Consider the following 12,415-nt stretch of genomic DNA (forward strand, 5'->3'; position numbering starts at 1 on the left):
GCCAAGTGAAGCATTGATTTTATTTTTTGACAGTTTTGTCAAAATTTTTTAGTCTTTGAAGCTAATGAGTGCGTCTGATAATTTGCCAAATTCGGCGATTGTCAGAGCTTCTGCTCGAATGCTTGGAGAAATCTTGGCTTGTGCCAACTGAATTTCCATGACGGCTTTATTTTCCTTGCCAAATGCGGCTTGGAGATTGTTCATCAAAGTTTTGCGTCGGTGAACAAATGTTGCGTGCATAACTTTGAAAAACCAGTCTTCATCTTGCACATCAACGAGCGGTTTGTCCCGGCGCGTCATTTTCAAAATCGCACTATCAACATTGGGTGCTGGCACAAAAACGGTTCGAGGCACGGTAAACGCGACTTCGGCTTCCAGATAATATTGCACCGCAATCGAAAGCGAGCCGTAAGCTTTGCTATTTGGTCGTGCGGCAATGCGGTCAGCGACTTCTTTTTGCATCATTACCACGAACTCTGTGAAGGGAATTTTGCTCTCAATCAGGTGCATGAGAATCGGTGTGGTAATGTAGTAAGGAAGGTTTGCCACGACTTTGATTGGGTATTCTGGATGAGCAAATTTTGCGATATACTGGTTCAAATCGACTTTCAGAACATCTGCGTTGACCAGCTGGAAGTTGTCGTAGTTTGTGAGTGTTTCGTCCAAAATCGGAATCAATGTTTTGTCAATCTCAAATGCCATGACTTCGGCTGCTTCTTCGAGCAAATATTGCGTCAGCGAGCCAATTCCAGGGCCGATTTCGATGACGTTTGTTGTTTTATCAAGTTCGGCTGTCTGCGTGATTTTCGTCAAAATATTATGGTCTGTCAGAAAATTTTGACCGAATTTTTTCTTGAAATTAAAATCGTGCCGGCGCAAAATATCCTGTGTGCGGATGACGTTTGCGATGCGGTCTATATCAGTTGTAGTCATTCATTACCTTTTCTATTTGTTCATGTGAAATATTAAACATATTTAATCGTTTGAGAAGTTGTTTACCATTTGCATAGCCAATTCGGAGTTCATGACAGAGAAATTCTCGACGACGTCGGCTGTCAGGCTGTAAAATCAGTCCAAATTCTATCAAATCTGCTTGTAAAATTTTTGACAGAGCAGAATTTTCGCTGACAGACGACTTTTTATTTTTTGACAGTTCTGTCAAAAAATTTTCATCTGTCAAATTGCCTGAAATGCTTGAAAAAGCCTTCTGTAAGCTGTCAAAATCTGCGTGTTCCACACCGAGCGAATGTCCTTTGCTCCGCGACTTGGGCTTTCCTTCTTCTCGATTGATAAAAACGTGCGCTGCTTCAGGAATTGCCTGCATGATGATTTTGCGAATGCGCTCGCCCTGAAAATCAGGGTCTGTGAAAACAATCAATCCGCGCGTTTGCTGGAGCCTTTTCAATCGCATCAAGTCCGTATCGTCAATGCTTGAACCGCCCGTTTCATAGGTATCCACATCGTAAAATCGCTTGAGATTTGCGGTATCATCGCGTCCTTCAACGACTACAACTTTGTCAATTTTTATTTTTTCTGTCATATTTTTTGAGATAATTTTCTTTGTCTTTTTTATTTTTCAGCACAATCACGCGCTGCCAAACATCATATTCTGTGAGTTTTTCTTTGATTTGAGGGACTTCTTTTTCGGGAAATGTCCAGACGAATTTCAAAAATTCCAGATAATCTTTGTCCCATTTTTCGACAAATTCTGCAGCCATATCGGGACGATTTTCTCCAACTATTCTGGTCTTGATTGAGCGTGTAAATACGCGCCAAGTCGCTACTAGCCGTGAGAAATCCAACCAGATAATCTCGTCAGCAAAAGGCAAGCGTTCATCTAGGGTTGAGCCATAATTGCCATCAATAATCCAATTTTCATGTTCAGCGATAAAATCTCGCATTGTTTCAATTAGTTTCTCACGCGCAATATTCTCAGGATATTTATGGAAAACCTTGTCCAAATGCAAGACAGGAAAATTTGTCAATTCCGCCAATTCCCGTGTCAACGTTGATTTTCCAGCGCCAGAACTTCCGATAATCACGATTTTCATGCTTTTTCGTCTTCTGGATAGGCAAAAATTTCACTCAGATTACCCTCAGGATCCGCAAAATAAAAGGCACGCTGCCCCCAAGGATACGTCACAGGATCAGAAATAATCGTCACACCCGCCGTAGAAAACTGGACAAATTTCTCATCGACTTCCGCGTGTGATGCGACAGCAAAAGCCTGTTCCATCCGCAGATTGAGCCGTGTTTCAGTAGCTTTTTCACCGACAAGCTCCTCAACGAAGCGCTGATTTGAAAGCATCAGTCGAAAATCCGTTTCGCTATCGAACAAATCCGCGTGCTCTGGATTACCATCCCAATCGGTCGTAAACCCCAGCATATCACGGTAAAAAGCGACCATCGATGCCAGATCCTTGACAAAAAATCCAAAAGTGTCTAGTTTCATTTATTTCTCCAATCTGAAAATTTTTCGGGCATTCGCCGTGGTAATTTCAGCCACTTCTTCCACCGTCAAACCGCGCAGTTCCGCAATTTTTTCCACTACATAACGCGTATAAGCGGGCTGATTTTCCCGTCCACGATAAGGAACCGGCGTCAAATAAGGCGCATCTGTCTCCACCAAAATCTTGTCCAGAGGTAATTCGCGTGCGACTTCTTGCTCAGCCAGTGCTTTTTTGAAAGTTATCACACCTGAAAATGAAATCATCATTCCCAAATCCACAAATTTTTTCGCCCAATCAAGCGAACCAGAAAAGCTGTGCATGATTGCCCCAGCTACGCCGACGCCTTCCGAGCGAATAATCTCATAAGTTTCCTCGAGCGCATCACGTGTATGAACCTGAAAAGGCACGTGCGCCTCTTTTGAAATTTGGATTTGCCGCCTAAATACGCGCTCCTGCTCATCTTTCGGACGCACCATCCAATGATAATCCAGCCCAATCTCGCCACAAGCAATCACTTTGGGTTTTGACAGTTCTGTCAAAAGATATTTTTCCGCTTTTTCGTCAAATTCCGCACATTCGTCAGGGTGCCAGCCAATCGTTGCATAGCAAGCATCGTATTTTTCAGATAAACTTGCTGCCCAATTATTCGTCTTACGGTCAACACCGACCACATTCATCTGTGTCACGTCCAGCTCACGCGCTGCCGCAATCAATTCTGCCTCTCGTCCCACAAATTCATCTGAATTCAAATGTGTATGTGTATCAAAAATTTCCATCATTGCCCATCCCCATCTGTCGTCATTTTCAGCACCAGAGCTACCAAAAAATCACGATTATTTATCTCTTATTATAACACAAGTCTGCCGGCAAACGCCTGTTCTTCTGCAATTTTTAAGAAAAATAACTTAGTCAAGCAGTAACGCATCAATTTTCTCAACACGCTCATCTTCCAAGCGCAAGCTTTTCTGAAAATTTTTCCGCAAAAAATAACGATCGTGCGACACGGCAAGGAGTGTTCCTTGATAAGCCGCAAGAATAGCTTCGATTTCTTCTCTGGCTTCAATGTCCAGATGATTGGTCGGCTCGTCTAAAATCAGCAAATCAATCTTCTCTTGAAAAAGCTGCAAGAGAGCTAAACGAACCTTTTCACCACCAGATAAGTCCCGCAGACGTTTGCTCACATCACTTGCATAAAAACCGAAACGAGCCAACTCCTCACGCGCTATTTGCTCATTGCCCGTCAGCTTTTTTGCAAAATCTACAAGGCGCGACATCTCATCTGGAAAGTAAAGTTGCTGTGGCAAATAGCCAACTGCCAAATTTTCTGCACGTTTAACCTCGCCTTCGTCGGGTGTGAGTTCTCCCAGCAGGAGCCGTAGAAAACTCGTCTTGCCCGAGCCATTTTTCCCCAGCACTGCCAGCCGTTCACCTCGATAAATCGTGAAATTTGTCTCTGTGAACAAGAGTTTATCACCAAGTATTTTGCCAAGATTGCTCACACACACAACTTCTTTCGGTGTTTTTGCTGTGCTCTGGATGTCTTTGCGCAGGCGTTTTTTAACTCTGGTCGGTACTTTGAGCTGGGTGATCCGCTCCAGACGATGCTCGATTTCTTTGGCTTTGCGATAAAATTTCTCATTGCCACTTTCATTGCCCCACTGGCGGTACTGTTTGGCAAGCTTACGCAGACGAAAAATTTCTTGTTGTTGCAGCTCATAGTCTTTTTGCAGTTGCGCTTCTCGATCTTTTTTTAATTTTTTGTAAATCGTGTAATTTCCTGGATAGGTTTGCAACTGCTGATCGCTGATTTCAATGATTTTTTGAACGGTATTATCAAGAAATTCTCGATCATGAGAAACGACAATGAAGGCTTTTGAGGTATTTTTGAGATACTTTTCTAGCCAGCGAACGCCTGCCAAGTCCAGATGATTGGTCGGCTCGTCCAGCAGCATCAACTCGACATCGGAAACGAGAATACGGGCCAATTCGACACGAATGCGCTCACCTCCACTGAGTGTTGCCAAGGATTGATCTACTTTTTCCGCCAATCCAAGCCCTTTTAAGGTCGTGATAATCCGATCTTCGAGCGAAAAGCCATCCAACGCAGCAAACTCTTCTTGAAGTGCACCGTAGCGCGCTAACAGTTGCTCCGTATAGTCCGTTGTCATTTGCAACTCGATACTTTCTAATTGTTCCTTGAGTCGTGCGATCGCGCCAAAACTTGCCAGAAGATCGGCACGCACGCTTTTTTCAGAAAAAGTTGGATTTTGCTGGATGACACCGATTTTCAAGGCTTTTTTCTTGCTGATGGTACCCGTTTGTACTTTTTCTTCACCTAATAAGAGCCGCAGCAAGCTGCTTTTTCCAGTGCCATTACTGCCAACCAGACCGATTTTATCTTTTTCTTGAATACTGAAATTGAGCGTGTCAAAGAGTGGCACGCCGCCGATTATTTCGCTTAATTGATTGATTTGAATTAACATTTTTTACTCCTTTATGGACAATGTCAATCAAATAAACTGTGTTTCTAAAAGTAGCAAAACACGATAAAATAGGAGATTACGAAAAGAATCATAACCTCCTATTTTTCTATTTGAAAAACATTTCATGGTTGATGATTTTACTTATAAATACTGATTTTTGGGCGCACTTATCCCTTTAGCCAGCAAAAGTAAAACCGATCATATGTACATGCGCGATGCGTTTAAAATGATCATCTTCTCGATAAATAGCGTACATATGAGCCATGAAATGTTCCTCCTCTTCTTTAAATTTAAGTTTATCATAACACATTTTTGACAGTTTTGTCAAAAATTTTCTGAAAAAAGTTTTTGACAGGGTACAAACTTACAACTTCGTTATAAGTTCACCCTGTCCGAGAAGGCTGAGAATAAATTCTCTAGCCCCTACAGCAGAACCATCAAAAATCAAAAAGGCGCTAAATCAGCGCCCTCTCAATAATAAATGCAGTAAAATAAATAGATTAGATAGCATTACGCAAACGCGCACCACCATTTTCTAAAATACGAACGGTACGTGGCAAGAAAGCACGAATTTCTTCTTCGTTGTAGCCAACGTGCAAACGTTTTTCGTCCATGATAATCGGACGACGCATGATCTGTGGATTTTCAGAAATAATCTTAATCGCAGCAGACAAAGACAAATCTTCAAAATCAACACCTAAAGTTTTAACGAAGCGATTACGACTTGAAATCAAGCCCTCAACACCATCGTCACACTTTTCAAGAATACGGCTGATTTCCTTTACTGACAAAGGATTAGCGATAATATTGCGTTCCTCAAATGGAATCTGGTGATAGGCAAGCCAGTTTTTTGCTTTTTTGCAACTCGTGCAAGACGGTGCAGTATAAATAGTAATCATCCGTTTCTCCTTTATTTTTTTAGTTATTTATCTAACAGGGTTAAACTTTTCTAACTTCAACGGTTGCTCAATTATACCATATTTTTAAATCAAAAAAAAGACCTTTTTCATCTTTTTTTCATAAAAATTCATAATTTTTTTAAATAAATCAAAACCACAATAAAGTAAGCTTTTTCAAGGAATAATAAGCTCAAAATTTTCTAATTATTTCCTTAAAATTTTTTTGACAAAACTGTCAAAAAGTATTCAAGACTTTTTTCATCACAATTTTTTTGACAGGCTGAGAATAAATTCTCTAGCCCCTACGGCAGAACTGTCAAAAACAAAAAAAGCTCCGTAGAGCTTTTTGACAGTTATTTCAATTTGTTATTTTCCATGATTTCGTCAATAAAACCATAGTCAAGTGTTTCTTGCGCTGTCATCCAGTTATCACGTTCAGCATCTTTATTGACCTGTTCCACAGGTTTGCCAGAATTATCCGCCAAAATTTGCTCAAGAACTTCACGTGTGTGTGTCAAATGACGTGCCACGATTTCCATATCCGTCTGCTGTGTGCCGCCACCTGTACCACCCATTGGTTGGTGAATCAAGTATTCAGCATTTGGCAACATGAAACGTTTTCCTTTTGTCCCGCTAGACGCAATGATAGTACCCATTGACGCCGCCATACCCATGACAATCGTCTGTACATCAGATTTGATGAAATTCATCGTATCAACAATCGCCAAACCAGCAGAAACACTGCCTCCAGGACTATTCACATAAATATAAATATCTTTCGTATTATCCTGCGCATCAAGGAAAAGCAACTGTGCAATAATACTGTTTGCCATGCCATCATTAACTTCACCAGTCAACATGATAATCCGGTCTTTCAAAAGTCGTGAATAAATGTCATAAGCACGCTCTCCGCGACTTGATTGCTCGATAACAGTAGGAACTAAGTAACCCATAGTATCTCTCCATTTCATTATTTATGTGCTTATTATATCTCATTGGTCAGAAAAGGTCAAAGAATAAGCATTTTATTATTTAATTTTTATCACAATTTTTTTAAATCCCAGTAAGATAAACTAAAAAACATTTCACAAACGCTTTCTTATTTGATATAATAAAATTATGAATACAGAACTTATCATAGCAATGATTTTCGGACTGATTATTGGTGCATGGCTGATGGTAGCCGGCATTTATATTTATAAAATTTACGATGAAAATCGCTACAAAAAACGCCTTTCGATTGAAAAACTCCTCCGAGAAATTGAAGTCAGAAACACACTGAACCAAAAAATTATCGAAGTCCTCAATCGTCCTATCACAAACGATGACCAAGAACTCATCAACCCACAAAGTGACGTCAAAATTCCCTTTTACGATTACAATTTCTTAAAAAATTATACTTCCATGTATAATCTCTACATCCCAACTTATTTTTTGAACACATTCTTCAAAAACCTCGCACATCATTTAGCCGTTTTTGACGATGCTCAAGATTTAAAAAATGGTGGCTATATTTTCAAAGAATCACGTCCCATTTTTGAAAACTTCTCAGTAGAAATTACTGACGAGATTGAAGCAAAAAAACGTGAACTCAATCAAGCAAGAAATGTTTTCCCAGCAATGTTAAAAAAACAACATTACAATCTCTAAAACACAAAAAATTTTTGACAGTTCTGTCAAAAATTTTTTTCATCTTCACAACTCAATTTTAGATTTACGAACTCTCGAAACCATTCCAAAAACAATAATCCAAAGAATAGTACCTAGCGCAGGTATCCGCGTATCTTTGAAAAAGAACAATGAAACAAAGATAAGACAAAATCCCACAATCGCGATTGGCACAAAAATCTTCGCCGCAGGTAAAATAAAACCATCTGGCAAGAAATCTTTTGACTTACGAAATCTCAAAAAAGTGAAAAGTGTCAAAATATAAACTGCAAGAAATAAATCCGTAGCTACCGAAGTAATCATATTAAAAGCACTCGCCGTCGCCTGAAAACTGGAAATCAACGGAGCAGCTAAAACCAATACCGAAATAAACAACAGTGCATTCAAAGGAATTGCCGACTTAGAAAGCTTTGTAAAAGGTCTTGCAAATCTATCTTTATGAATTGTTGATAACGAATAAAGATTACGCGCCGAACTAAATAAACAAGAATTCAAAGCTGAAGCTGCCGAAGTCAGCACCACAAAATTCACAAGTGCAGCCGCCCATTTTATCCCAATCAACTGAAAAATCATCACAAATGGCGACTTATTCGCAGGAATAGACTGCCAATGATAAATCGACATAATCGCAATCAGCGCCCCAACATAAAAGAGAATAATTCTAATCGGAAGCTGATTGACAGCCTTAACAAGCGTTGGACGAGGATTGTTTGTCTCAGCAATCGTCATCCCAATAAATTCCATCCCCACAAAAGCAAACATTACCATCTGAAAACTTGCAAAGAAATTCCCAACACCTTTAGGGAAAAATTGAAAATGATTGCTAATATTACTCAAACTTACCACATCAGAGCCATGACGATATTGAGCAAAAATCAAAATCACCGCCGTGAGAATCAATCCCAAAATAGCCACAACCTTAATCATTGCAAACCAAAATTCCGTCTCACCAAAAAATCGTGCATTCAGCGTATTCAGCCCTGTCAAAAGCACCAGAACAATCACTTCCATCAGCCAAGCTGGTGTATGAGGAAACCAATAAGCCAAATAATTCCCAATCGCCGTCAATTCCGCCATTGCCATGAAAATAACCACCAGCCAATAACTCCATTGCGCAAAATAGCCCGTTTTAGCTCCTAGATAACGACTCACAAAGTTCAAAAAACTATGCTGCTCCGTATCCGTATAAAGCATCTCTCCGATTGCCCGCAAAAGGATAAACATCAATATCCCAATAATCGCATAAACAAATAAAATCGAAGGTCCCGTCAAACTAATGGACTTACCAGCTCCAAGAAAAAGTCCTGTTCCAATAGTTCCTGCAATAGCAATCAACTGAATATGACGATTTTGCAATCCTCTTCTCGTTGTCGTTTTTTCCAATAATTTTTTATTTTCATTTTCCATAAAATACATTATACACTAAAACGTCAGAAATGTCTAAAATTGTATTAACAAATCTAAAAAATACACCTCTAAAAGAAGTGCATTTTATTTTTAAACGAGTTCTAACAGCAAATCTTGCGTTTGAATAGCTTCCCCAGTCAAAGCATGGATTTTACCAACAACCGCATCAAACGGTGCTTCAATCGTTGTCTCCATCTTCATCGCTTCTGTAACCATCAAAGCTTGACCTTTTTTAACTTTATCGCCCTCTTTGACCAAAACATCAAGAACAGAACCCGGCATTGTCGCACCAATCTGATTTGGATTCCCCGTCTCAGCCTTACGTTTTGCTACAACTTGCGCTTTAATAGAATGGTCATTAATCACTACTTCACGCCGTTGTCCGTTCAAATTAAAGAATAACACACGATCCCCAGAAAGATTAGGCTCGCCAATATCATCAAGACGAATAATTAACGTCTTCCCTTTTTCAATCTCCAGCTCAATCTTCTCACCAAGTCGCATTCCATGCAAGAATGTTGGTGTATCAAGTAAAGTAACTGCACCAAATTCATGTTGCATCTTTTGATAATCAAGGAAAACTTGTGGATACATCAAGTAACTAATCACTTCATGTTCCCCTGGTTCATAACCAATCTTTTCTTGAAGTTCAGCTTTTACCTGCTCAAAATCAACAGCAGGCGCATGAAGTCCCGGACGGTCTGTTAAAGGTGTCTTTCCTTTCAAGATAATCTTTTGCAATTTCTCAGGAAATCCTCCGACAGGTTGACCAAGATTTCCCGCAAAGAAATTAATCACTGATTCAGGGAAATTTAGACCTTCTCCTCTTTCGTAGATATCTTGTTCTGTCAAGTCATTTTGTATCATAAACAGCGCCATATCGCCAACAACTTTTGAACTTGGTGTGACTTTGATAATATCCCCAAACATCATGTTGACCGTGCGATACATCCGTTTTACTTCATCAAATTTATGATCCAATCCAACTGCTGCCGCTTGTGCTTTCAAGTTTGTATATTGTCCACCAGGCATTTCGTGCATATAAACTTCCGTTTGTGGGCTAGTAATTCCAGCTTCAAACGCCGCATAATATTTACGCACATCTTCCCAATAATGGTCAATTTCCTCAGCATTCTTGATATTAATATTTGCATGACGTGGACCATGTTCCAAAGCATAATAAATCGACTGCATTGAAGGCTGTGACGTTCCACCAGCAAGTGAAGCTGTCGCCACATCAATAATATCAACACCCGCTTGTGTCGCACCAGAATACGTAATAATCCCGTTCCCAGACGTATCATGTGTATGCAGATGGATTGGCAAATCAATCGTTTCTTTCAACTCAGAAATCAAACGATAAGCCGCTTGTGGTTTCAACAAACCTGCCATATCCTTGATTGCAAGAATATGCGCACCCGTTGCTTCCATCTCTTTTGCCAAGTCTTTATAGTATTTCAAACTGTATTTTGGACGGTCAGGATTGAGAATATCGCCAGTATAACAAATTGTTGCTTCAGCAATTTTACCCGCATCACGCACCGCTTGAATTGATTTTTCCATCTGTGGCAGCCAGTTCAGACTATCAAAGATACGGAACACATCAATCCCCTCATTGGAAGCGACCTTGATAAATTCTTCAATTACATTATCTGGGTAATTTTGGTAACCTACAGCATTTGAACCACGGAAAAGCATTTGGAACATGGTATTTGGCATCAATTTACGAAGTTTACGCAGACGATACCAAGGACTTTCATTCAAGAAACGATAAGCCACATCAAACGTCGCACCGCCCCACATCTCAGCAGAGAACAACTCAGGCAAACCTTCATCAATAGATGCCGCAATCCCTTTCATATCCTGCAAACGCAAACGTGTTGCAAGCAATGATTGATGCGCATCACGTAACGTTGTATCTGTCAACAAAACCTCTTTTGTATTCTTAACAAAATCAACAACAGCATCTGCACCCTCTTCATCAAGAATATTTTTGGCAGTACGAACCTTTTCGCCAACAACTAATTGAGGTTGACGCGCTTCAGCATAATGTTTTTTCTTTGTATCTTCAATACCCGGAAATCCATTCACTGTGATATTTGCTAGATAATGCAATGTTTTTGTCCCACGATTGCGCATTTGTGGGAAATTAAACAAACTTGGTGTATTATCAATAAATGTCGTTGTTGCCTGACCACTTGTGAAATGTTCATCTTTAATCACATTTATCAAAAATGGAATATTAGTTTTCACACCACGAATACGGAATTCATGCAACACACGATCCATCTTGCGTACCGTGTCTGAAAAGTCTTTTGCGAAAGTACAAACTTTTACCAAAAGCGAGTCAAAATATGGTGTGACTTCATATCCAGCATAAGCATTGCCGACATCAAGACGAATACCATACCCCCCTGGAGAACGATAAGTATTGATTTTACCAGTATCTGGTAAAAAGCCATTTTCAGGGTCTTCTGTTGTGATACGACATTGAATAGCTGAACCGAGTGCAGGAATTTCAGATTGTTCAGGAATACCAATTTCTTTGTGTAAATCTTTTCCTTGCGCAATTAAGATTTGCGCTTGAACAATATCAACACCTGTAATCAACTCAGTAATCGTATGTTCCACCTGAACACGAGGATTGACCTCAATAAAGTAGAATTTATCATCTTTTACCAAAAATTCAACCGTACCAGCATTAACATAACCAACATTTTTACAGAGTTTCACAGCTGCCGCACAGATTTCCTCACGAAATTCTGGTGATAAACCAACAGCAGGAGCAATTTCAATCACTTTTTGATTACGACGTTGCACGGAACAATCACGTTCATGAAGATGGACAATATTTCCATGACTATCGCCAAGAATTTGAACCTCGATATGTTTTGGATTTTCAATGTATTTTTCAACATAAATCTCGCCTGAACCAAAAGCCCCAATAGCTTCTGACTTCGCACGCGCATAACCATCACGCATCTCATCTTCATTGCGAGCCACACGCATCCCACGTCCGCCACCACCAAGAGCAGCTTTAATCATGACAGGATAATCATATTTCTTCGCAAATTCAAGCGCACCGTCAATGTCAACAGCACCAGGTGTTCCAGGAATACCAGGAACATTTGCTTCCACTGCTGCTTCTTTAGCTTTGATTTTATCGCCGAAAATATCCAAATGATGAAGTTCAGGACCGACAAATGTCAAACCAGCAGCACGTACTTTTGTCGCAAAGTCCAAGTTTTCAGATAATAATCCATATCCTGGGTGAATAGCATCAGCACCGCATTCTAGAGCTACACGAATAATATCATCCATATCAAGATAAGCATCAATAGGCTTTTTACCTTGACCAATCAAATAAGATTCATCTGCTTTAAAACGATGCACAGAATATTCATCTTCTTTTGCATAAACTGCGACTGTTGAAAGTCCCAATTCATTACAAGCACGAAAGACACGAATCGCGATTTCGCCGCGATTGGCAACTAGCAATTTTTTCATA

General features: G+C 39.9%; 11 protein-coding genes. 1 reads left to right on the forward strand and 10 read right to left on the reverse strand.

What is annotated here, in order from left to right; genetic code table 11:
- Nucleotides 1-48: 48 nt before the first annotated feature.
- The 8 genes from rsmA to KJS36_RS03450 form a co-directional block, all read right to left on the reverse strand.
- A complete protein-coding gene (gene rsmA / locus KJS36_RS03415) occupies nt 49-933 on the reverse strand; it encodes a 16S rRNA (adenine(1518)-N(6)/adenine(1519)-N(6))-dimethyltransferase RsmA (protein ID WP_213534350.1) in 885 nt (294 codons plus the stop codon).
- Nucleotides 920-1,540, reverse strand: coding sequence for a ribonuclease M5 (gene rnmV, locus KJS36_RS03420; protein ID WP_213534352.1), 621 nt, complete (start codon nt 1,538-1,540; stop codon nt 920-922). The genes rsmA and rnmV overlap by 14 nt, the downstream gene beginning before the upstream one ends.
- A complete protein-coding gene (locus KJS36_RS03425; RefSeq protein WP_213534355.1) occupies nt 1,518-2,051 on the reverse strand; it encodes a P-loop NTPase family protein in 534 nt (177 codons plus the stop codon). Before KJS36_RS03425 ends, rnmV begins: the two co-directional genes overlap by 23 nt.
- Nucleotides 2,048-2,452, reverse strand: coding sequence for a VOC family protein (locus tag KJS36_RS03430; protein ID WP_280520330.1), 405 nt, complete (start codon nt 2,450-2,452; stop codon nt 2,048-2,050). Before KJS36_RS03430 ends, KJS36_RS03425 begins: the two co-directional genes overlap by 4 nt.
- Nucleotides 2,453-3,226: a TatD family hydrolase gene (locus KJS36_RS03435; protein WP_213534712.1), complete on the reverse strand. Its 774-nt coding sequence runs from the start codon at nt 3,224-3,226 to the stop codon at nt 2,453-2,455.
- Nucleotides 3,227-3,355: 129 nt separating this feature from the next.
- Complete coding sequence (abc-f, locus tag KJS36_RS03440) at nt 3,356-4,933, reverse strand: ribosomal protection-like ABC-F family protein (RefSeq protein WP_213534359.1); 1,578 nt, start codon at nt 4,931-4,933, stop codon at nt 3,356-3,358.
- Between the two features lie 500 nt (nt 4,934-5,433).
- Entirely contained in the window at nt 5,434-5,832 is a 399-nt protein-coding gene (gene spx / locus KJS36_RS03445; RefSeq protein WP_213534362.1) for a transcriptional regulator Spx, read from the reverse strand.
- Between the two features lie 353 nt (nt 5,833-6,185).
- Complete coding sequence (locus tag KJS36_RS03450; RefSeq protein WP_213534364.1) at nt 6,186-6,785, reverse strand: ATP-dependent Clp protease proteolytic subunit; 600 nt, start codon at nt 6,783-6,785, stop codon at nt 6,186-6,188.
- 166 nt (nt 6,786-6,951) lie between these two features.
- Between KJS36_RS03450 and KJS36_RS03455 the strand changes: the two genes are divergently transcribed.
- Nucleotides 6,952-7,482: a hypothetical protein gene (locus KJS36_RS03455; protein WP_213534366.1), complete on the forward strand. Its 531-nt coding sequence runs from the start codon at nt 6,952-6,954 to the stop codon at nt 7,480-7,482.
- A 45-nt stretch (nt 7,483-7,527) separates the two neighbouring features.
- Here KJS36_RS03455 and KJS36_RS03460 read toward each other — a convergent pair whose 3' ends face one another.
- Together KJS36_RS03460 and KJS36_RS03465 are read right to left on the reverse strand one after the other, a co-directional pair.
- A complete protein-coding gene (locus KJS36_RS03460) occupies nt 7,528-8,907 on the reverse strand; it encodes an amino acid permease (RefSeq protein WP_213534368.1) in 1,380 nt (459 codons plus the stop codon).
- Between the two features lie 90 nt (nt 8,908-8,997).
- Entirely contained in the window at nt 8,998-12,414 is a 3,417-nt protein-coding gene (locus KJS36_RS03465) for a pyruvate carboxylase (protein WP_213534370.1), read from the reverse strand.
- Nucleotide 12,415 lies beyond the last annotated feature (1 nt).

Origin of the sequence: Lactococcus nasutitermitis (assembly GCF_018403765.1) — a bacterium.
Classification (GTDB): Bacteria; Bacillota; Bacilli; order Lactobacillales; family Streptococcaceae; genus Lactococcus; species Lactococcus nasutitermitis.

Excerpts from the sequence above, each read along its gene's own strand:
- rsmA (WP_213534350.1), bottom strand. The coding sequence starts at position 933 with ATGACTACAACTGATATAGACCGCATCGCAAACGTCATCCGCACACAG.
- rnmV (WP_213534352.1), bottom strand. The coding sequence starts at position 1,540 with ATGACAGAAAAAATAAAAATTGACAAAGTTGTAGTCGTTGAAGGACGC.
- KJS36_RS03425 (WP_213534355.1), bottom strand. The coding sequence starts at position 2,051 with ATGAAAATCGTGATTATCGGAAGTTCTGGCGCTGGAAAATCAACGTTG.
- KJS36_RS03430 (WP_280520330.1), bottom strand. The coding sequence starts at position 2,452 with ATGAAACTAGACACTTTTGGATTTTTTGTCAAGGATCTGGCATCGATG.
- KJS36_RS03435 (WP_213534712.1), bottom strand. The coding sequence starts at position 3,226 with ATGGAAATTTTTGATACACATACACATTTGAATTCAGATGAATTTGTG.
- abc-f (WP_213534359.1), bottom strand. The coding sequence starts at position 4,933 with ATGTTAATTCAAATCAATCAATTAAGCGAAATAATCGGCGGCGTGCCA.
- spx (WP_213534362.1), bottom strand. The coding sequence starts at position 5,832 with ATGATTACTATTTATACTGCACCGTCTTGCACGAGTTGCAAAAAAGCA.
- KJS36_RS03450 (WP_213534364.1), bottom strand. The coding sequence starts at position 6,785 with ATGGGTTACTTAGTTCCTACTGTTATCGAGCAATCAAGTCGCGGAGAG.
- KJS36_RS03455 (WP_213534366.1), top strand. The coding sequence starts at position 6,952 with ATGAATACAGAACTTATCATAGCAATGATTTTCGGACTGATTATTGGT.
- KJS36_RS03460 (WP_213534368.1), bottom strand. The coding sequence starts at position 8,907 with ATGGAAAATGAAAATAAAAAATTATTGGAAAAAACGACAACGAGAAGA.
- KJS36_RS03465 (WP_213534370.1), bottom strand. The coding sequence starts at position 12,414 with ATGAAAAAATTGCTAGTTGCCAATCGCGGCGAAATCGCGATTCGTGTC.